The sequence below is a fragment of the Paracoccus haeundaensis genome (assembly GCF_006239215.1).
Classification (GTDB): Bacteria; Pseudomonadota; Alphaproteobacteria; order Rhodobacterales; family Rhodobacteraceae; genus Paracoccus; species Paracoccus marcusii.
The window spans coordinates 94,432-115,791 of record NZ_VDDC01000013.1 but is presented as its reverse complement, the minus strand read 5'-3'; the positions used below and the strand labels follow the sequence as shown (position 1 = coordinate 115,791).

Annotated in this window: 21 protein-coding genes; 10 read left to right on the top strand and 11 right to left on the bottom strand. The window is 68.2% G+C overall.

Annotated elements, in window-relative coordinates:
• Positions 1 to 85: 85 nt before the first annotated feature.
• Positions 86 to 2,236, top strand: coding sequence for a glycosyltransferase (locus tag FHD67_RS08605; RefSeq protein WP_139598455.1), 2,151 nt, complete (start codon positions 86 to 88; stop codon positions 2,234 to 2,236).
• On the opposite strand, the gene FHD67_RS08600 is transcribed toward FHD67_RS08605, so the two are convergent.
• Positions 2,233 to 5,034: a bifunctional [glutamine synthetase] adenylyltransferase/[glutamine synthetase]-adenylyl-L-tyrosine phosphorylase gene (locus tag FHD67_RS08600; protein ID WP_139598454.1), complete on the bottom strand. Its 2,802-nt coding sequence runs from the start codon at positions 5,032 to 5,034 to the stop codon at positions 2,233 to 2,235. The two genes, FHD67_RS08605 and FHD67_RS08600, sit on opposite strands and share 4 nt — an antisense overlap.
• Positions 5,035 to 5,241: 207 nt before the next feature.
• Here FHD67_RS08600 and FHD67_RS08595 point away from each other — a divergent pair, with 207 nt between their 5' ends.
• The 3 genes from FHD67_RS08595 (at position 5,242) to ilvN (ending at position 8,582) form a co-directional block, all read left to right on the top strand.
• Positions 5,242 to 6,081: an arginyltransferase gene (locus FHD67_RS08595; protein WP_046001162.1), complete on the top strand. Its 840-nt coding sequence runs from the start codon at positions 5,242 to 5,244 to the stop codon at positions 6,079 to 6,081.
• Positions 6,082 to 6,241: 160 nt separating this feature from the next.
• Entirely contained in the window at positions 6,242 to 7,996 is a 1,755-nt protein-coding gene (locus FHD67_RS08590; protein WP_045981602.1) for an acetolactate synthase 3 large subunit, read from the top strand.
• Positions 7,997 to 8,021: 25 nt separating this feature from the next.
• On the top strand, positions 8,022 to 8,582 hold the full coding sequence (gene ilvN / locus FHD67_RS08585) for an acetolactate synthase small subunit (protein WP_045981603.1): 561 nt from the start codon (positions 8,022 to 8,024) through the stop codon (positions 8,580 to 8,582).
• A 7-nt stretch (positions 8,583 to 8,589) separates the two neighbouring features.
• Here ilvN and FHD67_RS08580 read toward each other — a convergent pair whose 3' ends face one another.
• Both FHD67_RS08580 and FHD67_RS08575 read right to left on the bottom strand, forming a co-directional pair.
• Positions 8,590 to 8,967: a hypothetical protein gene (locus FHD67_RS08580; protein ID WP_064503566.1), complete on the bottom strand. Its 378-nt coding sequence runs from the start codon at positions 8,965 to 8,967 to the stop codon at positions 8,590 to 8,592.
• Between the two features lie 186 nt (positions 8,968 to 9,153).
• Positions 9,154 to 9,924, bottom strand: coding sequence for a M48 family metalloprotease (locus FHD67_RS08575; protein ID WP_246071268.1), 771 nt, complete (start codon positions 9,922 to 9,924; stop codon positions 9,154 to 9,156).
• Positions 9,925 to 10,065: 141 nt separating this feature from the next.
• On the opposite strand from FHD67_RS08575, the gene FHD67_RS08570 reads away from it, so the two are divergent.
• From FHD67_RS08570 to FHD67_RS08560, 3 genes are read left to right on the top strand one after another with little or no spacing between them, the layout of a single operon-like run.
• Positions 10,066 to 10,311, top strand: a complete 246-nt coding sequence (locus FHD67_RS08570) for a hypothetical protein (RefSeq protein WP_042246064.1) — start codon at positions 10,066 to 10,068, stop codon at positions 10,309 to 10,311.
• Positions 10,312 to 10,367: 56 nt separating this feature from the next.
• Positions 10,368 to 10,940: a nitroreductase family protein gene (locus tag FHD67_RS08565; protein ID WP_139598453.1), complete on the top strand. Its 573-nt coding sequence runs from the start codon at positions 10,368 to 10,370 to the stop codon at positions 10,938 to 10,940.
• Positions 10,937 to 11,653, top strand: coding sequence for an EI24 domain-containing protein (locus FHD67_RS08560; RefSeq protein WP_246071267.1), 717 nt, complete (start codon positions 10,937 to 10,939; stop codon positions 11,651 to 11,653). Before FHD67_RS08565 ends, FHD67_RS08560 begins: the two co-directional genes overlap by 4 nt.
• Here the strand turns inward: FHD67_RS08560 and FHD67_RS08555 are convergent.
• Both FHD67_RS08555 and mce read right to left on the bottom strand, forming a co-directional pair.
• A complete protein-coding gene (locus tag FHD67_RS08555) occupies positions 11,610 to 11,879 on the bottom strand; it encodes a DUF1467 family protein (RefSeq protein WP_045981605.1) in 270 nt (89 codons plus the stop codon). The two genes, FHD67_RS08560 and FHD67_RS08555, sit on opposite strands and share 44 nt — an antisense overlap.
• On the bottom strand, positions 11,879 to 12,283 hold the full coding sequence (gene mce / locus FHD67_RS08550) for a methylmalonyl-CoA epimerase (RefSeq protein WP_042246072.1): 405 nt from the start codon (positions 12,281 to 12,283) through the stop codon (positions 11,879 to 11,881). The genes FHD67_RS08555 and mce overlap by 1 nt, the downstream gene beginning before the upstream one ends.
• Before the next feature lie 129 nt (positions 12,284 to 12,412).
• On the opposite strand from mce, the gene FHD67_RS08545 reads away from it, so the two are divergent.
• Positions 12,413 to 13,147 (top strand): response regulator, encoded by a 735-nt coding sequence (locus tag FHD67_RS08545; RefSeq protein ID WP_081994695.1) that lies wholly within the window; start codon positions 12,413 to 12,415, stop codon positions 13,145 to 13,147.
• 2 nt (positions 13,148 to 13,149) lie between these two features.
• On the opposite strand, the gene FHD67_RS08540 is transcribed toward FHD67_RS08545, so the two are convergent.
• From FHD67_RS08540 to FHD67_RS08515, 6 genes are all read right to left on the bottom strand, one after another.
• Positions 13,150 to 14,325, bottom strand: a complete 1,176-nt coding sequence (locus tag FHD67_RS08540) for a DUF1501 domain-containing protein (RefSeq protein ID WP_046000978.1) — start codon at positions 14,323 to 14,325, stop codon at positions 13,150 to 13,152.
• Positions 14,326 to 14,329: 4 nt separating this feature from the next.
• Positions 14,330 to 15,697, bottom strand: coding sequence for a DUF1800 domain-containing protein (locus FHD67_RS08535; RefSeq protein WP_046000979.1), 1,368 nt, complete (start codon positions 15,695 to 15,697; stop codon positions 14,330 to 14,332).
• A 65-nt stretch (positions 15,698 to 15,762) separates the two neighbouring features.
• On the bottom strand, positions 15,763 to 17,538 hold the full coding sequence (gene aspS / locus FHD67_RS08530; protein WP_139598452.1) for an aspartate--tRNA ligase: 1,776 nt from the start codon (positions 17,536 to 17,538) through the stop codon (positions 15,763 to 15,765).
• A gap of 75 nt (positions 17,539 to 17,613) precedes the next feature.
• Entirely contained in the window at positions 17,614 to 18,276 is a 663-nt protein-coding gene (locus tag FHD67_RS08525) for a CPBP family intramembrane glutamic endopeptidase (protein WP_139598451.1), read from the bottom strand.
• Positions 18,249 to 19,055, bottom strand: coding sequence for a glycoside hydrolase family 25 protein (locus FHD67_RS08520; RefSeq protein WP_139598450.1), 807 nt, complete (start codon positions 19,053 to 19,055; stop codon positions 18,249 to 18,251). The genes FHD67_RS08525 and FHD67_RS08520 overlap by 28 nt, the downstream gene beginning before the upstream one ends.
• 175 nt (positions 19,056 to 19,230) lie before the next feature.
• Positions 19,231 to 19,539, bottom strand: coding sequence for a tripartite tricarboxylate transporter TctB family protein (locus FHD67_RS08515; RefSeq protein WP_139598449.1), 309 nt, complete (start codon positions 19,537 to 19,539; stop codon positions 19,231 to 19,233).
• Between the two features lie 127 nt (positions 19,540 to 19,666).
• On the opposite strand from FHD67_RS08515, the gene FHD67_RS08510 reads away from it, so the two are divergent.
• Positions 19,667 to 20,515, top strand: a complete 849-nt coding sequence (locus tag FHD67_RS08510) for a glycosyl transferase (RefSeq protein ID WP_139598448.1) — start codon at positions 19,667 to 19,669, stop codon at positions 20,513 to 20,515.
• The gene (locus tag FHD67_RS08505) at positions 20,515 to 21,327 is read left to right on the top strand and encodes an NAD-dependent epimerase/dehydratase family protein (RefSeq protein WP_139598447.1); all 813 of its coding nucleotides are present in this window, start codon (positions 20,515 to 20,517) and stop codon (positions 21,325 to 21,327) included. The genes FHD67_RS08510 and FHD67_RS08505 overlap by 1 nt, the downstream gene beginning before the upstream one ends.
• Positions 21,328 to 21,360: the final 33 nt, after the last annotated feature.

Genomic DNA, 21,360 nt, shown 5'->3' with positions numbered 1-21,360 from the left:
CGGATTTTGCCGGTCGCGCGGGATCGCTTAATCTTCTGTTAACGCATCACGTGCCAAGACGGGTCGATCCTGATGGGAAACGACCATGGCGCAGCCTGCCCCCCTGCCCCGGCCTGCCAACCTGCCCGATCCGGCCACCGCCGGCAGCGCCGTCCTGTGCGGGCCGACGCTGGCGCCGCGCGACCGGCGGTCGCTTGGGCAGATCCTGCTGGAAGACGGGGCCGTCGATCCAGGGGACCTGCTCAAGGCGACGGTAATCCAGCAAAAGCTGCGCCTGCGGCTGGACCAGGTATTGCTGGCCCAGGGGATGGTCCAGCCCGCCGCCCTGGCCCGCGCGCTGTCGCGGCAGTGGCGCACCACCGCTATCGACCCCGACGTGACGCCCGCCGACCCGCGGCTGATCGATGACGCGGGGGCCGGGTTCTGCCTGACGCACGGGCTGCTGCCTTGGCGGCGAATCGGCGGGGTGACCTGGATAGCGACGGCGCGGCCCGATGATTTCGCGGCCGTGCTGCCCCTGCTGCCGCGCCAGTTCGGCCAGGTCCGCATGTTGCTGTGCAGTGCGGACCAGGCCCAGGGCGGTGTGTTGAACTCCCGCCGGACCCGCCTGATCCGCGAGGCCGAGACGCGCGTCCCCGCCATCGAAAGCTGTCGCACGCAGGACCAGGCCCGGACGGCACGCCTGGCGATCGCGGCGCTGGCCCTGACCGCGGCCGGCCTGATCCTGGTCCCGACGCTGATCGTGGGGCTTCTGACCTTCTGGGCGGTGCTGACCCTGCTGACGCAGAGTGGGCTGAAGCTGGCGTCGTTCCTGGCGGCGCGGCGGGCGCTGCGCGAGCAGGATGCCCGTGCGCTGGCCATCCGACAGGGTCATCCCGTCCCCCCGCTGATGGAGGCTGCGCTGCCGCTGATCTCGGTCATGGTGCCGCTGTTTCACGAAAAGGACGTCGCGGGCAAGCTGGTCGCACGGCTGGCACGTCTGGACTATCCGCGGGAACTGACCGACATCCTGTTGGTGATCGAGGCCAGCGACGAGATCACCGAGGCCGCGCTGGACGGCGTGCGCCTGCCGTATTGGATCCGCGTCGTGCGGGTGCCCGACGGGCCGATCAAGACCAAGCCCCGGGCGCTGAACTATGCGCTGAACTTCTGCCGCGGCCAGATCGTGGGCATCTGGGACGCCGAGGACCGACCCGATCCCGATCAACTGCACAAGGTTGCGCGCCGCTTTCATGTCGCGCCTGCGGACGTCGCATGCCTGCAGGGAGCGCTGGATTACTATAACCCGCGCACCAACTGGCTGGCGCGTTGCTTTACCATCGAATACGCAAGCTGGTTCCGCATCCTGCTGCCAGGGGTGGCGCGGCTTGGGCTGATCGTGCCCCTGGGCGGCACAACCTTGTTCTTTCGCCGCCACCTGCTGGAACAGGTCGGCGCATGGGATGCATGGAACGTGACCGAGGACGCCGATCTGGGCGTCCGCCTGGCCCGGCGCGGATACCGGACCGAGATCATCGAGACCACCACCGATGAGGAGGCGAACTGCCGCGCCCTGCCCTGGGTCAAGCAGCGGTCGCGCTGGCTCAAGGGATACGCGATGACCTGGGCGGTGCACATGCGCGATCCTGCGGCGCTCTACCGCGATCTGGGGGCGTGGCGCTTCTGGGGCTTTCAGGTCCAGTTCCTGGGGGCGCTGTCGCAATACCTTCTGGCACCGATCCTGTGGAGCTTCTGGCTGCTGACCTTCGGCCTGCCGCATCCGCTGCGCGCACCGCTGGAAACCGGGGTGGGCTCCTGGGCGATCGTCGGCCTGTTCGGACTGTTCGTCGCGTCCGAGGCGCTGAGCATCTTCGTCAGCATGCGTGCGGTCAGCGGGGCGAAGCACCGCCATCTGATGCCTTGGGTGCCGACGCTGCATCTCTATTTCCCGCTTGGATGCCTGGCCGGGTGGAAAGCCATCTACGAGGTCGTGGCCAAGCCCTTCTACTGGGACAAGACCGCCCACGGCCTGTTCGTCGAGGCGGCGGATGCCCCCGTCATCCCCCTGGCACCGGGCATGGTCTCGATCCCGGTCCTGGGCCAGATCGGCGGCCGGTCCCTGGCAGAGGTGGCGGCGGACCTGCAGAGCAGCGCCGGACAGGCCACCGCGGGACAGCCCAACCTGGTCCAGATCGATGCGCCGGCAGTCGAACCGGATGCCATGCGCTATCCTCAGGACCGCGCCGCCAGCGGCTAGTCGGGCGGACTTTCGTCCGACAGATGTCCCTCGACGAGGGCCTGCACCGTGGCGAAATCGTCGGACAGCCGATCACGCAGGGTATCGGGGCTGTCGGCCTCGACCTCGCGCAGCAGGAAATCCTGGCCTCCGCGCCCGATCACGTCCATGTCCAGCGGCCTGTCCGTCAACAGGCGGGCGGCGGCATGCACGCGCCACAATCCCCGCCAGATCGACGACAGGCGGTCCGCCTGTTCCGCCGTCAGCAGCCCCGCCCGGCGACCCGCCCGCAACTGCGCCAGCGTCGACCGCGCCGGATCGCCCGCCCGCAAGGCGCAGCTCTGCGCCACCAGGTCGATGTCCTGCAGCCGCCCGGCCCCCTGTCGCACGTCGAAGGCCCCGCCCGGCGGCTTCGCGGCGAACAGGCGGTCACGCATCTGGCCCGTGTCGGGCAGAACACGCGGATCGGTGCCGCGTTCGGCCAGCACCTTCAGGCGCAGGGTCTCGATCTGCTGGCACAGCATATCCGCATCGGGTCCGATCTGCGCGACGCAGCGTGCGCGGGTCAGGGCCAGATGCTCCCATGTCCAGGCCTCGGTCATCTGGTAGGTGCCGAAGCTGTCGATCGAGGTCGCCACCGGCCCCTGCCGCCCTGACGGGCGCAGCCGCATGTCGACCTCGTACAGCCGGCCTTCGGCGGTGGGCGCGGACAGGGCGGTGACCATCGCCTGCGTCAGACGGGCGTAATAGGGGCGCGCGGCCAGCGGGCGCGGCCCGTCCGAGGCATCGACCCCGTCCGCGTCATAGATCACGATCAGGTCCAGGTCCGACCCGGCGTTCAGCACCCGCGCGCCCAGGGAACCCATGCCCACCACGACCGCGCCGCGGCCCGGCGGCGGGCCATGGCGGCGCGCGAAATCGGCGGCGGTCACCGGCAGCAGCGCCGCCACGCAGGCGCCCGCAAGGTCCGAGTATTGCACCGCCGCCTCGTCCGCGCCGATCAGGCCGCGCAGGTGATGGACGCCGATACGGAACTGCCATTCATGCGCCCACCGCCGCGCCGCATCCAGCGCCCGTTCATAGCCACCGCCAGGCTGGCTCAGGGCCCGTTGCAGGACCGCGTCCAGTTCCTGAACCAACCCGGCCTCCCGCGGCCAGGGTGCGAAGAAGCTGCCTGCCAGCACGCCGTCCAGAACGGACGGATGGCGCGCCAGATAGGCGGCCAGCGCAGGCGCCGTCCCGCAGATGTCGACGATCAGGTCGATCAGCTGAGGATTGGCCTCGAACAGCGAGAACAGCTGGACCCCCGCAGGCAGGCCGGACAGGAAACTGTCGAAGCGGGCCAGCGCCTCGGCGGGGTGGCCCGCGCGGGCCATGCGCGACAAGAGCGGCGCCTCGATCCGGCGAAAGATCTGCCGCGCCCGGTCGGACCGCAGCGCGGCATAGGTCTGCCAGCGCTGGATCACCGCCCGCGATTCGTCCGACAGGTCGGGCAGGCTTTCGGTCGGTTCGGTCGGGGCGAAGAACCGTTCGGTCAGCGCATGCACGCGTTCCAGCCGCGATTTAAGCCGGGCGCACCAGGCTTGGACATCGCCCTCGCCCATCAGGGCGGCGATCGTGGCCAATCCCTGATCGTCCTTGGGCAGGCTGTGGGTCTGGGCGTCGTTCACCATCTGGATGCGGTGTTCGATGTCGCGATGTTCGCGGTAATGCGCCGTCAGTTCCTCTGCGACGTCCCGGGGGATCCAGTTCTTGGCCGCCAGCGCCGCCAGCCCGCCGACCGTGTCGCGGCATTGCAGGTCGCGGTCGCGCCCGCCCGCGATCAGCTGGCGGGTCTGGGTGAAGAACTCGATTTCGCGGATGCCGCCGCGGCCCAGTTTCAGGTTGTGGCCCGCCACCTCCAGCCGCCCGCCCAGACCCTTGTGGTCGCGGATGCGCAGCCGCATGTCATGGGCGTCCTGGATGGCCGCGAAATCCAGGTGCTTGCGCCAGACGAAGGGCCGCAATTCGCGCAGCAGCCGTTCGCCCGCGGCGATGTCGCCCGCCGCCGCGCGCGCCTTGATGAAGGCGGCGCGTTCCCAGGTCCGCCCCTCGGCCTCGTAATAGGCCAGCGCCGTGGCGGTCGAGATGCAGACCGGCGTCACCGCCGCATCGGGCCGCAGGCGAAGGTCGGTGCGAAAGACATAGCCGTGGTCGGTCACGTCGGACAGGGTCGCGGCCATACGCCGCGTGGCCCGGATCAGGGCGGCACGCGCCTCCATCTGGTCGACCTCGGCATAGGCGGTTTCGTCGAACAGGACGATCAGGTCGATGTCGGAGCTGTAGTTCAGCTCGCGCGCGCCGCCCTTGCCCATCGCCAGCGCGAAGATGCCGCCCGCATCGGCGTCCGTGGCGGGCAGCTTGCCGCGACGGATCTCGGTCGCGACATGGGCGCGCAGGGCCAGGTCGACGGCGCGGTCGGCCAGGTCGGACAGCGCGCCGGTCACCTGCTCCAGCGTCCAGACGCCGCCCAGATCGGCCAACGCCGCCAGCAGCGCCACCCGCCGCTTGGCGCGGCGCAGCGCCACGCCCAGGGCATCCGCGTCCAGCGATTGCAGGCCCGCAGTCTCGCGCGCGACGACGTCGTCATGGTCCAGACCATCGGGCAGCCAGTCGGCCTCGGACCGCAGCAGGCCGGCCAGATAGGGGCTGCTGCCCGCGGCGCCCGCGATCAGGTCGCGCATCCGGTCGGACAGGGTCGGGAACAGCGCCGCCGCATCCGCCCCGCGGGCGGCGTCGACGGGCAGCGGAAGGCGGGTGATGCGGGACTGAAAGCTCATGCGCGCCACCTTGCCGGGGTCGCCCCGGCCCGTCAACGCAACGCGCGGTAAACCATGTTGCGCGGAACCGGCGGGCCCGCTGCTTTCCACGCTTGGCCTGCCGGGAAATCGTTGCTAGGCTTTCGCGCACACCAACCCGCGATACGGAACCTTCTGCGCCCGCATGATCAGTCGCGACCTGACCAGATGCTGCAAGGGGCGCACCTGATGCGCCATACGCTGCCCCATGCGCCGCAGTTCTATGTGACCGCGCCACAGCCCTGTCCGTACCTGCACGGGCGGGCCGAACGCAAGCTGTTCACCGCGCTGCAGGGCGACAATGCGGCGGAACTGAACAACGCGCTGTCGCGGCAGGGATTCCGCCGGTCGCAGAACGTGCTTTACCGACCCAGCTGCGAAAGCTGCGTGGCCTGCATGTCGGCGCGCATCCGGGTGGCCGATTTCCGCCCCTCCAAGACGCAGCGCCGCATCACGACCCGCAACGCCGCCCTGCGCCGCCTGGCCACCAGTGCCTGGGCGACCGAGGATCAGTTCGAACTGTTCCGCCGTTATCTGGACAGCCGCCACGCGGATGGCGGCATGGCGGACATGGACATCTTCGAATTCGCCGCGATGATCGAGGAGACGCCGGTCAAGACCCGCGTCATCGAATACCGCTGCAGCGACGATGCGATGCCGGCGCTGGCGCAGGGCGATGATCACCTGGCCGGGGTCTGCCTGACCGACGTGCTGGATGACGGGCTGAGCCTTGTCTACAGCTTCTACGATCCGCTGCTGCGGCCGGCCAGCATGGGCACCTACATCATCCTGGACCATATCGAGATCGCCCGGGCCGCGGGCCTGCCCTATGTCTATCTGGGCTATTGGGTGCCGGGCAGCCGCAAGATGGACTACAAGGCCCGCTTCAGCGCGCTGGAAATCTACAAGGGTGGCGTCTGGCAGGATATCGGCAACCCCGAGGATCATTCGAACGAAGCGCATCCCCTGTCCGTCGATCCGATCGTCGAACAGGTCGCCCGTATCGCGCTGCCGCAATTCGACCGATAGCGTCCGTCAAACCGCGAAATAAAGTTTCAATTTCCGGCGTGCCTGCATCACTTTCTCCGCCAAATGCCATTGACCCTGTCCGAACCTGACCCTAGGTTGCGCCGACGCGGGGCCGCGACGGGTGCGCTTTGCGGGTGTTTTTGATGGATGGAGCAAGACGATGTCCCGAACAATGACGGGTGCGAGAATGGTGGTCGAGGCGCTGCGCGATCAGGGCGTCGATACCGTATTCGGCTATCCGGGCGGGGCCGTCCTACCCATCTATGACGAGATCTTTCAGCAGAACGACATCACCCACGTCCTGGTCCGCCACGAACAGGGCGCCGTCCACATGGCCGAGGGCTATGCCCGCGCGACCGGGAAACCGGGCGTGGTTCTGGTCACGTCGGGCCCCGGCGCTACGAACGCGGTCACCGGCCTGACCGACGCGCTGCTGGATTCGATCCCGCTGGTCGTGCTGTCAGGCCAGGTCCCGACCTTCATGATCGGCACCGACGGCTTCCAGGAGGCCGACACGGTCGGCATCACCCGCCCCTGCACCAAGCACAACTGGCTGGTCAAGGACACGGACAAGCTGGCCGCGACGATCCACAAGGGTTTCCACGTCGCCACCTCGGGCCGGCCCGGTCCGGTGCTGATCGATATCCCCAAGGACGTGCAGTTCGCGACCGGCACCTATGTCGGGCCAAAGCAGGTCGACACGGGCCGCTATCAGCCGACGAAGAAGGGCGATCTGGGCGCGATCACGCGCCTGGTCGAGCTGATCGAGCAGGCCGAGCGTCCGATCCTCTATACCGGCGGCGGCGTCATCAACTCGGGTCCCGGCGCCAGCCAACTGCTGCGCGAGCTGGCCGAAGCGACGGGCTTTCCGGTGACCTCGACGCTGATGGGACTGGGCTGCTATCCGGCATCGGGCGACAAGTGGTTGGGCATGCTGGGCATGCACGGCACCTACGAGGCGAACCTGGCCATGCATGGCTGCGACCTGATGATCAACATCGGCGCGCGCTTTGACGACCGGATCACCGGGCGGATCGCGGATTTCAGCCCCGGATCGGTCAAGGCGCATATCGACATCGACCCGTCGTCCATCAACAAGGTCGTGCGCGTCGACGTGCCGATCGTCGGGGACGTGGGCCATGTGCTGGAGGATCTATTGAAGGTCTGGAAATCGCGCGGCCGCAAGACGAACAGCGCCGCGGTCCAGCAATGGTGGGGCCAGATCGAGCAATGGCGGGCCCGGAAATGCCTGGCCTATCGCCCTAGCGACACGATCATCAAGCCGCAGCACGCGCTGGAACGGCTGGAGGCGCTGACCAAGGGCCACGACCGCTACATCACCACCGAGGTCGGCCAGCACCAGATGTGGGCGGCGCAGTACCTGGGCTTTGAAGGGCCGAACCGCTGGATGACCTCGGGCGGTCTGGGCACGATGGGCTATGGCCTGCCTGCATCCATCGGCGTGCAGATGGCCCATCCCGAGGCGCTGGTGATCAACGTCGCGGGTGATGCCAGCTGGCTGATGAACATGCAGGAGATGGGCACGGCGGTGCAGTTCCGCTTGCCGGTCAAGCAGTTCATCCTGAACAACGAGCGCCTTGGCATGGTGCGCCAGTGGCAGCAGCTGCTGCACGGCGAACGCTACAGCCAGTCCTGGTCGGACAGCCTGCCCGATTTCGTCAAGCTTGCCGAAGCCTTCGGCTGCGCCGGCGCGCAGGTGCGCGACCCCAAGGATCTGGACGCCGCGATCCAGCAGATGATCGATTACGACGGCCCCTTCATCCTGGACGTGCTGGTCGAGAAGCACGAGAACTGCTTCCCGATGATCCCTTCCGGCAAGCCGCATAACGAGATGCTGCTGGGCGAGGCCGAGACGCAGGGGGTGATCGAATCCGAAGGCGCGGTGCTGGTCTGAGACCGGCCGGAAAGAGAGCAGAACCATGAACGCTTTGAACATCCAGAAGGGCATGTCCAGCCATTCGGCCTATGACCTGCGCGATCCGCACGCCCCGCGCGAGGAGAGCCATACCCTGGCCGTCCTTGTCGAGAACGAGCCAGGCGTCCTGGCGCGCGTGATCGGCCTGTTCGCGGGCCGCGGCTATAACATCGACAGCCTGACCGTGGCCGAGGTCGACCACAGCGGCCACCGCTCGCGCATCACGGTGGTCACACGCGGCACCCCCGAGGTGATCGAGCAGATCAAGGCGCAGCTGGGCCGCATCGTGGTCGTCCACGAGGTCCACGACCTGACGGTCGAGGGGCCGGTGGTGGAACGCGAACTGGGCCTGTTCAAGGTGCGCGGCACCGGCGACAAGCGCGTCGAGGCGCTGCGCATCGCCGAGATCTTTCGCGCGAACGTGGTCGATTCGACGTTGGAAAGCTTTGTCTTCGAACTGGTTGGCACGCCGTCCAAGCTGGAGGCCTTTGCCGATCTGATGCGTCCTCTGGGCCTGACGGACCTGGCGCGCACCGGGGTTGCCGCACTGTCACGCGGCGCCTGATCGCACCCTAGCGCGCGGCCCCGCTGCGGGGTCGCGCATAGGTCGTCGCCGGGCGTCGGGTGGACGACGCCACGGATCCGCTCGGCACCGCATCCTGATGCGCCACGACGCGCAGGGCTGGCCGCGACGGCTGCTGTTGCTGCGAATCGGCCAGGATTCGCGGCAGCTGCAGACAGCTTTTCTCCGACAGCATGGTCACGTTCAGGGCATGGCGCAGGTTGCCGACGGTCCGGGTTTCCAGTTCGACCAGATCACCGGGCTGGGGCCATTCGCCGGGCCCGGCAAAATTCGCGGTTCCCTGCAGATAGGCCAGCGTTGCTTGATCTTCGCACCAGATGATCGCCTTTTCACGCGACCCGCTGCTCCATACGACAACCCCGATCATGGGCGCCCCTTCATAGAAAAGGCGCCGAAGCGCCGGATGGTATCGATTCAAGGATCTGTCTTGTGCAAACCTTTGCCGACTAAAGCAGAAAACCGCCGGTATGCCAGCTTTTTCCTTTCACCACGTGAATTTTATTGCAGCCGTAGGTTGTCGCGTTGCGGCACAGGCACAACCCCACCACCAGCCCTAGCGGATGCGCCCCGCCTGCACGTCGGCTACCGCGCGGCGGACCTGCGCCAGGCGTTGCGCGCGTGCAGGATGTGTGCCCAGGACGTGGTTCCCGGGATCGGGGATTCGCTGGAACAGGCCCGATCCGGTGATCGGGTCATAGCCCGCGTTCAGCGTGATGATCGCGCCAAGATAGTCGGCCTCCAGCTCCCATTCCTTGGAATAGTAGCGTGCGCCGACCGATGCACCGATCTCCTGCGCGCGGGCGATGGCGCCGGTGTCGCCGCCATAGGCAGAGGCCAGGCTGCCAAGGACGACGGCCGCGGCAGTGGCCGCCCCGGACTTGCGATCCAGGTGGTTCAGAATGTGGTGCGCGGCCTCGTGCCCCACGACAAAGGCGATTTCATCCGGGTTCTGGGTCTGCGCGATCAGTGACAGGGTAAAGCCCACGACCGGGCGCCCGTTGCGGTCGACGGTCTGGAACGCGTTCGGCTCCAGCCCCGGGCGGTCGTCGACGACGAACAGGAAATCGCAGCTGATCGGCGCGGTGCGGCGGTTCAGGCAGTCCTGGCGGACGGCCGGCTCCATCCGGCGCATCACTTGGACAAAGCTGCGCGCAGCGCCATCCGGCGTCGCCGCGTGCGGGGCCGACGGGGCCGGCAGGACCGGGACCTGCGGGACGGGCGCGGGCATGGGGGCGGTGCCGGGTGCGGGCAGCGGCGCACAGCCCGCGACGGCCACTGCCGCGATCAACCCTGCCAGCCAGCTGCGCGCCATCATCTGTCCCATCGTCCCTGCCCTGTTGCGCCGCCCCAGCGTCGGCGCGATCCTGTCGGCGCAGAATACCCCCTGCCCGTCCGGCGTAAACCCCGACCGCTTGCCGCAGCCCCCCTTTCACGCGATTGTCGGGCCTTTCCCAAGGAGATTCGGATGTTCACCATCGAACACGACTTCGACGCGACCGTGATCACCCTGATCGACGAGGCCGAGGCCCAGACACGCCCGCTGAACGAGGACGTCGTCATCCTGGGCTTTGACGACCGGGTGATTCTGGAACAGATGAGCGATGACGGCGAAGAGGTCGTGCGCATCACCCTGTCCATGCATCAGCTGACCGAACTGCGCCTTGCGCTGAACCTGCCCGAGGGCAATTACCGCATCGAGAAGGAAGGCTGACCGCCCGCCCGCGGCCAGCCTCTCGGCTACCGCCCCTGATCTTACAGGAGATCCGCATGGACCACCGCAACGACGCCGCCCTGCAGTTTCTGGCCACCCGCCGGTCCCACCCGCCCAAGATGATGACCGGCCCGGGCCCGGACCCTGACCAGCTGGCCGATCTGCTGACCCTGGCGGCCCGCGTGCCCGATCATGGAAAGCTGGAGCCGTGGCGCTTTGTCGTGCTGGGCCGCCAGACCCTGGAGGCGATGGCGCCGCGGCTGCGCGATGCGGTCCTGGCCGCGGGGCAGGACCAGGCGGCGGCGGACAAGGCGGCCTCGGCCATGGCGTCGCCGGTGATCGTGGCGGTGGTCTTCTCCCCGGTCGACAGCCCCAAGGTTCCCGAATGGGAGCAGGTCCTGTCGACGGGCGCGCTGTGCCTGGGGCTGGTCAACGCGGCGCTGGCATCCGGTTGGGGCGCCGCCTGGCTGACGGGCTTCGCGGCGCTGGACCAGTCCTTCTCGCAGGCGCATCTGGGCATCGCGGCGCATGAGCGCGTCGCGGGGCTGATCCATATCGGCACCCGCGGCGCGCAGCCCCCGGAACGCCCGCGCCCCGACATCGCCGCCAAGACCGAGTGGCGTCCATGATGCCCCTTCGTGCGCTTCGGCGGGGTTGGGCCGACCTGCTGCGCCCATCGGTGCTGCGGCTGGTGCTGCTGGGCATCGGGCTGACGCTGGTGCTGTTCGTGGCCCTGCAGGCGGCGATCTTCTGGGCGCTGCGGCTGTGGCTGCCGGGCGGGGTCACGCTGCCCTGGCTGGGCCAGATCGAGTTCGGTCAGGTGCTGTCCTGGGGATCGCTGGCGCTGTTTCCGGTGATGGGGATCTTCCTGATGGCCCCGGTCGCCGCCGGTTTTGCGGGCCTCTTCGCGGAAACCGTTGCCGAAAAGGTCGAGGCGATCCATTACCCGGACCGCCGCGGCACGTCGCTGGACTTCTTCGACGGGCTGCTGGAATCCGTGGCGGTCGTGCTGGCGGTCCTGGGGGTGCTGGTGATCAGCCTGATCCTGACGCCCTTCATCGGCCCCTTTGCGCCCCTGCTGTTCCTAGGCGCGAACGGCTGGCTGCTGGGGCGCGAGTACTTTCAGATGGCCGCCCGTCGCCACCTGGACGAAGGCCCGGCCAGCGACCTGCGCCGCGCCCATTCGGCGCGCGTGACCCTGACGGGCGTGCTGGTCGCGGTGGGCCTGGTCATCCCCGTGGTCAACATCGCCGTGCCGCTGCTGGCGGCGGCGGCCTTCACCCACCTGTTCCAGATGATCAGCGGATCCACTGGTCCAGGTTCGAGATATCCGCGCGCGTGATCACGCCGCCCAGGATGATCCACGCCAGCACGGCCCAGATGGCGCTGGTGATGGCCGTGGTCCAGATCAGCTTGCGCCGCCAGTTCACGCCCGACGGTGCGCCCGCATGGGTGCCGGGAATGACCTCTCCGGCATCGGCCTGACTGCGCTGCCCGATGGGCATGACGCAGAACAAGGTCAGGAACCACAGCGAGGCGAACAGAACGATACCGCCGGTCAGGTTCATCAGATTTGCTCCAGTTCGATCAGGCAGCCGTTGAAATCCTTGGGGTGCAGGAACAGCACAGGCTTGCCGTGGGCGCCGATCTTCGGCTCTCCGGTGCCCAGGACGCGGGCGCCTTGTGTCTTCATGTGGTCGCGCGCGGCGATGATGTCATCCACCTCGAAGCACATGTGATGGATGCCGCCCGACGGGTTCTTGTCCAAGAACCCGCGGATCGGGCTGTCGTCGCCCAGGGGATACAAAAGCTCGATCTTGGTGTTCGGCAGTTCGATGAACACGACGGTCACGCCGTGGTCGGGTTCGTCCTGGGGCGGGCCGACCGTGGCCCCCAGGGTGGTCTGGTACTGCGCCGCCGCCGCCTGCAGGTCGGGGACGGCAATGGCGACATGGTTCAGGCGACCGATCATCGTCACATCCTCCGTTTCAGGCGGTTCTAAGCCTTGGGCGCGCCGCGGGAAAGGAAAAGCATCGCCGTTAACCGGTTCTTAGCGAATCTGGGCTTAACTGGGCGTGAAGACGTGGATGGGGACACAGACATGCTGACGGATATCACGGCCGACACGCCCAAGCCCTTGCCGCAATGGCGTTTGTCGCTGCCCAACAGACCGCTGACAGGCCTGACGGTGCTGGTGATCGAGGATTCGCGCTTTGCCAGCGAGGCCGTGCGGCTGCTGTGTCTCAAGTCCGGTGCGCGGATTCGCCGCGCGGATTGCCTGCGGTCCGCGGCGCGTCATCTGCGCAGTTATCGTCCGGCGGTGGTGGTGATCGACCTGGGCCTGCCCGATGGCGACGGGGTCGCGCTGATCGCCGAACTGCACGCCGCCGAACTGCGGGTGCCGGTGATCCTGGCGATGTCCGGCGATCCCGACCGTGCGTCCGAGGCGCTGGCGGCGGGTGCGGACGGGTTCCTGCCCAAGCCGGTCGAGAGCCTGGCGGTGTTCCAGCAGGCGATCCTGCGGGTGCTGCCCGCCGATACCGGGGCGATGACGCTGCGGGCGCTGCCCGACGACGTGATCCAGCCCGACCCCTCGGGCCTGCGCGACGATCTGGCCCATGTGGCCGAGGTGCTGTCCAGCGCCCATGACACGACCGAGATCGACTATATCGCCCGCTTCCTGGCCGGCGTCGCCCGCTCGGCGCACGACCCCGCGCTGGAGGCTGCGGCCACCGCCCTTGCGCGCGACTATAACGCGGGCCACGCGCTTGCGACGGATCTGGCCCGCATCAGCGGCATGGTCCAGGACCGCCTGTCCCGCGTGGCCGAGATGTAGGATCAGGCGGTCATCCGCGGATCGGACCCCATGTCCAGTCCGGGAAAGACCGACCCCTCCAGGGTGGCACGATCGATGCCGAACTTGGCGTGCATCGCCCAGGCCGCATAGGCGCGAATGTCGCGCAGCGGCATCAGGTCGCGCCCGTCGTACAGGTCGCCCTCTGCCAGACCCGGCCAATCGCCCATCATCCGCCCGCCGCGCACGGCGCCCCCCGCCACCAGCAGCGTGCCCCCGGTGCCGTGATCGGTCCCCGCCGATCCGTTCTCGCGGACGGTGCGTCCGAACTCGGTCATCGCCATGACGGTGGTGCGGTCCCAATTCGCGCCCAGATCCGCCTTCAGCGTCAGGATCGTGTCGGCCAGCCGCCCCAGCATCCGCGGCAGCGACCCCGCCTGCCCCGCATGGGTGTCCCACCCGCCGATGGAAAAGCTGGCGATCCGCGTCTGGCCGTTCAGGCGGTCCGCGGCAAAACGCGCGATCTCCAGGTGGTCCTGTCCCGGCTTGCCGGTGGCAAGGTCCGGCGACAGGCTGGCCACGATCTCCATCGCCTGCGCACTGGCGTCGCGGAACAGCGGGTCATCGTGATAGATGCGCGTCAGCAGCTGCTCGGCCTGCGGGCTGAGGTCCATCTGCGCCTTGGGGGTCCAGCTTTTGGCCGGGGCCTGCCCCTGCAGGATGCGCATCTGCGAGACCCCTACAGAATAGGCGGTCTCCGACGCCTGCCCCGGCATCGCCTGCAGCAGCCGGTTCAGCCAGCCGTCCTGCTGGGCATCCAGGTCCAGGTCGGTGCCGGTGCCGGCCTCCAGCATGGTCTGGCCGTCGAAATGGCTGCGCTTGTCGCGATAGGGCGTCGAGACAGCGGGCGCGAAGGCCAGCTGCCCGGCCTGCCACAGCGGCAAAAGGTCCGACAGGCCCGGATGCAGCGCAAAGAACCCGTCCAGATCGGTGGCGCCGTGATCGGGTCCAAGCGACAGGGTCTGGCGCAGCCCCCGAAGTGCGGGGTCGCCATAGGGCTGAAACGCGTCCAGCCCGTCCATCGCGCCGCGCAGGATGATGACCACCAGGCGATTGTCGCCCGGCGCCGCCGCGAAGGTCGCCGACGACAGCAGCGGATGCGCGGCGGCCGAACAGCCGATCAGCGCCGTCGATTTCAGGAACAGCCGCCGAGACAGCATCGCGTCACCTCCGGTTGAAATCGGCCGAGGCCAGGATCAGGGCCACGCCCTCGGCCTGGCTTTCGGCGCGCGGGACCGCCCAGGACAGCGCCTCGGACGCAGTGTCGCCCAAGGCCGCACGCAGCAGCTGGCGCGCGTCGGGCAGCGGGTCGGTCAGCCGCGACGGCGCGCTCAGCGCCCAGGTGATGCGCATCGCCAAGCCCTGCGGGCTGGCCCAGGCCGCCTGATCCTCGGGCCAGCCATCGGGCCCCAGGGGGCTGCCCCAGGCCTGCCCCATGGCGGTCATCGGTTGCATCAACAGACGCTGCAGCTGGCCCGGCTTCATGTCGCGGACCTGCCGCCCGTCGACGCCAAGGCCGCGCAGGGCGGCCACCAGAAAGTCGAAGGGCTGCCGCATCTTCCGGCGGAACTGCTGCCGCAACTCCGGCGCCTCTGCCAGCGCCAGGTTCATCGCGCCCAGATCGCCGCTCGTATCGGCGAACACGGCCGCCAGCCGGTCGACCAGCGGCTGCGGCGGTTCGTCCGCGACGAAATGCACGGCCATCTTGCGGGCGATATGCCGGGCGGTCGCAGGATGGCGGGCCAGATCGGCGATGACCCCGCGAATATCGTCCAGACTGGCGCGACCCCCGCCATAGCGGACGCCCAGAACCGTCTCGACCCCCGGTTCGGCCTGGCCGGGACGGAAGATGCCCGTCTGCCGGGGGTGATAGGCCAGTCCGGTCAGCAGTTCGGCCAGCTGCGTCACGTCCTGCTGGGAGTAATCGGCCCCCACGCCAAGGCTGTGCAGCTCGATCATCTCGCGCGCCAGGTTCTCGTTCAGTCCCAACGGCTTGTCAGGATTCCTGCGCGCGCGGGCCGAGTTGGGGCCGACCGACCGGTCCTGATCCAGATAGCGAACCATCGCCGGATGGGTTTCGGCCGCCAGCATCATGTCGGCGAACCGACCGGTCAGATGCGGACGGATCGCATCCTGCACAAAGGCGTCGGTCATCAGGTTCCAATAGACCGTGCCACCGGTGACGGTGAAATGATCGGCCCAGAACCAGACCAGACGTTCCCCAAAGCCGGAAGGGTCATCGACTGCGCGCGCAAAACGGTTCTGGATCGCCGCACGATAGATGCCGCCCAGCCTGCGCCGATAGGCAACATCGCGATCGCGGGCGGCAGGATCGCCGGCGCGGGCGGCGGCGCCAAGGTCAAGGCCCTTGTCCTGCCAGGCGCGGACCTTGTCCAGCGTCACGGCCTCCGACCCGAACCGCGTGGACGCCGCAACCGATGCCGCCATTCCCGACGGGTCGGCGGGCGGTGTCAGGCGCGGCGACAGGCCGAAGCCAAGGCGGATCGCGGCGATTTCAGCATAGGACGGCATCGGGCGACAGGCTCCGGCTGGTGCTGCTGTGCAGCATCATGCCATGTCCGCCGCCCGGGGTCAGGTCACTCTTTCGGCAACGCGCGCAGACGCAGGTCGCGCATCTGTTCGTTGGTGGGCTCTGACGGGGCACCCATCATCAGGTCCTCGGCGCGCTGGTTCATCGGGAACATGATGACCTCGCGGATGTTCTGCTCGTCCGCCAGCAGCATCACGATGCGGTCGATGCCCGCGGCACAGCCCCCGTGCGGCGGCGCGCCATAGCGGAACGCCTTGACCATGCCGCCGAACCGCTTTTCGACCTCGGATGCCGGATAGCCGGCCAGCTCGAACGCCCTGAACATGATCTCGGGCTTGTGGTTGCGGATCGCGCCGCTGATCAGCTCATAGCCGTTGCAGGCCAGGTCGTACTGGTATCCCAACACCTCCAGCGGGTCGCCGCTCAGCGCCTCCATCCCGCCCTGCGGCATGCTGAAGGGGTTGTGGCTGAAGTCGATCTTGCCGTCGTCGGTCTTCTCGTACATCGGGAAATCGACGATCCAGGCGAACTTGAACTGGCTTTCGTCGATCAGGCCCAATTCACGGCCGATTTCCGTGCGGGCGCGGCCCGCGACGGCCTCGAACTGGTCGGGATGGCCGCCCAGGAAGAAGGCCGCATCACCCTCGGCCAAGCCCAGCTGCGTGCGGATCGCCTCGGTCTTCTCGACGCCAAGCGCCTTGGCGATGGGACCGGCAGCCTCGGTCGTGCCGTCCTCGGCCTTGCGCCAGATGATGTAGCCCATGCCCGGCAGGCCTTGGCTCTGGGCAAAGGCATTCATGCGGTCGGCGAACTTGCGGCTGCCGCCGGTGGGCGCGGGAATGGCGCGGACCTGCGTGCCTTCCTGTTCCAGCAGCTTGGCGAAGATGCCGAAGCCCGACCCGCGGAAGTGATCGCTGACCACCTGCATCTCGATCGGGTTCCGGAGGTCCGGCTTGTCGGTGCCGTATTTCAGGAGGCTCTCGGCATAGGGGATCAGCGGCCAGTCGGCGTCCACGCGGCGGCCGCCGCCGAACTCCTCGAACAGTCCCTGGATGACCGGCTGGACGGTGGCAAAGACGTCCTCCTGACGGACGAAGGACATCTCCATGTCTAGCTGATAGAAGTCGGTCGGGCTGCGGTCGGCGCGCGGGTCCTCGTCGCGGAAGCAGGGGGCGATCTGGAAATACTTGTCGAAGCCCGCGACCATGATCAGCTGCTTGAACTGCTGGGGCGCCTGCGGCAGGGCATAGAACTTGCCCGGATGCAGCCGCGACGGCACCAGGAAGTCGCGCGCGCCCTCGGGGCTGCTGGCGGTGATGATCGGCGTCTGGAATTCGGTGAAGTTCTGGTCCCACATGCGGTTGCGGATCGACCGGATGACCTTGGACCGCAGCATGATGTTGTTGTGCAGGCTGTCGCGGCGCAGGTCCAGAAAGCGATAGGCCAGCCGCGTCTCCTCGGGATAGTCCTGGTCGCCGAAGACCGGCAGGGGCAGTTCGTCCGCGGGGCCCAGCACCTCGATCTCGGTGGCATAGACCTCGATCTCGCCGGTGGGCAGCTTGGCGTTGACCAGCGACGCGTCACGCATCTTGACCCGGCCGTCGATGCGGATGACGGTCTCTGCCCGCAGCTTGTCCATCGCGGCAAAGGCCGGGCTGTCGCTGTCGGCCAGCACCTGCGTCATGCCGTAATGGTCGCGCAGGTCGACGAACAGCACGCCCCCGTGGTCGCGGACCCGGTGGACCCAGCCCGACAGGCGGACGGTGGTTCCGGCATCGGCGGCCTTCAGGTCGCCGCAGGTATGGCTGCGATAGGCGTGCATGAGCGTTTTCCCCAGTTTTTCAGCCCCCGCACAAAGCGCGGGCCGGGCGGGAAGTCAACCTCTTAGAGCAGGCCTTCAGAACGGCCGCACCACGTTGCCGGTGTAGAAATAGACGCCCATGCCGATGGCGAACAGCACGTTCCCGGCCACCGCATGCAGCGCCCAGGCCGCCGGAAAGCCGTGCCGCAGATAGGCGCGGGCAAAGAACCAGCCGCCCACGAAGGTCATGATCGCCACGATCCAGGACCAGTACATCAGATGCGCGAACGAAAAGATGGCCGCGTTCAGCGCGATGGCCGCCCGCCCCTGGGGCAGGATCGCACCGTAGCGGTGAAAGAACAGCGGTCGGAAGATCAGCTCCTGCGGCAGCGCCGACAGGATCGGATAGAAGGTCCAGATGACCAGCAGGAATTCGGGCCGGTTGCGGGGGATCGAGAACAGCGCCTCGGGGCGCATCCAGGCCAGGATCAGCCAGCCCGCCGCCAGCGTCGCCAGCGCGATGCCCGCCAGCTCCTGCCACGGCATCCGCCGCCAGCCCCGCACCAGCACGCGCCAGCGGAACCCGCCGGTGATCCACAGCAGCGCCATTCCGGCCAGGCTGAACACCGCCAGCGCGGTGAACAGCTGATCGGGCGGCAGGAACAGTGCGATGGCCAGCGGCGCCCCGACATAGAGCGCCGCGAACTCGACCTGCAGCCAACGCCGCGGGGCTAGCGAACCAGACGCGCCTGCAACCATCGCGCCCAATCCGCAGCCGAGCCCGCAAAGGCGTTGATGTCCGTGTCACCGCGGATGCCCGGAACGATGCCCGTGCCGGTATACTGCCAGAACGTCCAGCGCTGGCCCGGATAGGTGACACTGGGATGATCCGCGACCGAGCGCAGCCAGAACTCGGCGTTCATGCGGCCCATCTGGTTCTCGCGATAGAAATCGACGGTGGTGTAGATGATCGGGCGCTGGCCGTAATGACGGCCGACGATCTGCATGAAGACCTCGGCCTCGCGCAGGACCTCGGCAGCCGGGGGGCGGCGGGGACAGTTGCGCGAATTGGTCCATTCCATGTCCAGGACGGGCGGCAGCGACCCGGCCTCGCGCGGGACGTTCTGGATGTACCAATAGGCGTTCTCGGCGCCAGATCGGCAGAAATAGTAGAAATGATAGGCGCCCCGCGGGATCCGGGCCTGCGCGGCCTCGTACCAGTAGCGGCGGAAGTTCGGGTCGGCGTGATCGCCCCCCTCGGTCGCCTTGATGAAGGCGAAGCTGATGCCCGCGCCGCGCACCCGGTTCCAGTCGATGTCCCCTTGCCAGCGCGAGATGTCGATACCGTGCACCGCATGCCCATAGGGCGCGCCGTTGCGCCACTGGTGCGGCGCGCGGTCGCCCAGCTGCGGGTTCGCCCCAGGTCCGGGTGCGACCTGATAGCCGCCAGGCGCCTGCCCCCGTGGCGGCGTCCGTCCGCAGGAGACGGCGAATGTCACCACCGCCAACCCCAGCAACAGCTTTGTCAGAAATTTCATGCCTGCCCCTTCTTCTGTCCGAAGATACCGCCCGCGGCGCTTTGCGCGCCATTCTGTGGCCGTTATCTCAAACCCGTGAGGCAATGTCATCGGTCCAAGCCGGTCACGGTTGCGTCAGAAGAACGCCCGGACCATTTCGGGTCCGGGCGCGGGGAACGCGGAATGTGGGCGCGGCTCAGTTCGCGGGGGCGGGGGCGTCGTCGCCTGCGGGCCGGTCGGCGGTGCCGGTGGGGGCGGCGGTGCCATCGGCCGGGGTATCCGCGCCGGGCGTGGTGGGTTCGCCGACATCCTCGCCCAGACCCTCGGCATCGCTGATCGGCGTGTCGGCGGGCGGGGCGGTCGTGGCGATGCCATCTTCCTGCTCGTCCACGCCGGGCGTGAAGACGAAGAACACCAGTGCCGCCACGACCAGCGCGACGATGATGGCGATGATCGCGGGCTTGTGGTTGCGCGCGGCTTTTTCCGGCTCGTGGTTGTGGGACATGGGATCACTTTCCTGTTGGACTCGCAAGGAAACGTGGCCGGGGGTGGGCGGTTCCGCAACAGCTTGGCAAACCCCGCGCCCGTCTGCCATGAAGGCCCGACACCCGCCCCGATCAGGACCCGCGCCGATGACCGATCCCACGCTGCCCCCCGGACTTGTCGCGGACGGCCCTGCGACAGCACGCCGCGCCTTCGTCACTCTGGTCAGCAATGCCGCCTACCTGCCCGGCGCCGAGGCGCTCCTGCGTTCCCTCAGGCTGACCGGAACCTCCGCCGATCTGGCGGTGATGCATCGCGGCCTTGATGCGGATGCGCTGGCGCGCCTGTCCGCGCTTGGCGCCCGGCTGATCCGGGCGGACCTGCTGCCCACGTCGGACGCCTTCGACCAGGCCCATGCCCGCGACGCGCTGCACGCACGGGCCGCATTCCTCAAGGGCGGAAAGCCGGATTTCCATACCCCCTTGGACAATTTCATCAAGTTGCGGCTGTGGCAGCTGGACTACGACGCCTGCGTCTTCATCGACGCCGACGCGATCGTGCTGCGCCCGGTCGACAAGCTGTTCGATTTCCCGGAATTCTGCGCCGCGCCCAATGTCTATGACGGGCTGGACGGGTTCGGCCGGATGAATTCGGGTGTCTTCACCGCACGCCCCGATCCCGCGACCTTTGCCGCGATGATGGCCCGTCTGGACCGGCCGGGCGCGTTCTGGCGGCGCACGGATCAGACCTTCCTGCAGGAGTACTTTCCCGATTGGCAGGGGCTGTCGATCCACCACAACCTGCTGCAATACGTCTGGACGCACATGCCGCAGCTGTGGGACTGGACCCAGATCCGCATCCTGCATTTCCAGTACGAAAAGCCTTGGCAGGATCACCCCAAGGCCGACAGTCTGCGCCCGCTGATCGACCTCTGGCGCCAGATCGCGGTGGGCGGACCCGTGCCCGACCTGAACGCCCTGCCCGGCCCGCCCGCCTGATGCGCGTGGCCCTGACCGGCGCGTCCGGGATCGTCGGGCGCTATGCCGCGCGCGCCCTTGGCCGGGCGGGCCACGACGTCACGCCCCTGGACCGGGCCCATGGCTGGGCGTTGGGCGACCCTGCGACGCTGCAGGGCCATGACGCCCTGATCCACTGTGCCTTCGCCCACGCGCCGGGCCGCTATCGCGGCGGAGAGGGCGACGACCCCGCGGCCTTCATCGCTGCCAACCTGGACGGTACGCGTGCCCTGTTCGATCAGGCCGTGCGGCATGGCGTCGGGCGGGTGCTGTTCCTGTCCTCGCGCGCGGTGCATGACGGTCATCCGTCGGGGATGCGCCTGCCCGACGACCTGCCCGCCGCGCCGACCACGCTCTACGGACAGGTCAAGGCCGGGGCAGAGGCGCATCTGGCATCGCTGCCGCTGGCCGGCTGCGCGATCCGCGCGACCGGCGTCTATGGTCCCGGCCCCGCGCATAAATGGCGGACGTTGTTCGCTGATTACCTGTCCGGTCGCCCCATCGCCCCGCGCATCGCGACCGAGGTTCACGCCGCCGACCTCGCCCGGGCGCTGGTCCTGCTTCTGTCGACGGGGGTGCTGCCATCCACCGTCAACTGCAGTGATCTTGTGCTGGATCACCACGACCTGCTGGCGATCGTCCGCGACGCCACCGGCAGCCGTCACCCGTTGCCCCCGCGTGCCGATGCGTCACGCCTGCGCGTTCCGGACTGCACGGCACTGATCGGCGCCGGATGGCAACCCAGGGGTGATCGCCTGCTGCGCCGCACGATCCGTCGATTGCTGCGGGACTAGGTCACGGATCAGCGACGCCTTCGGGGGGTCCGG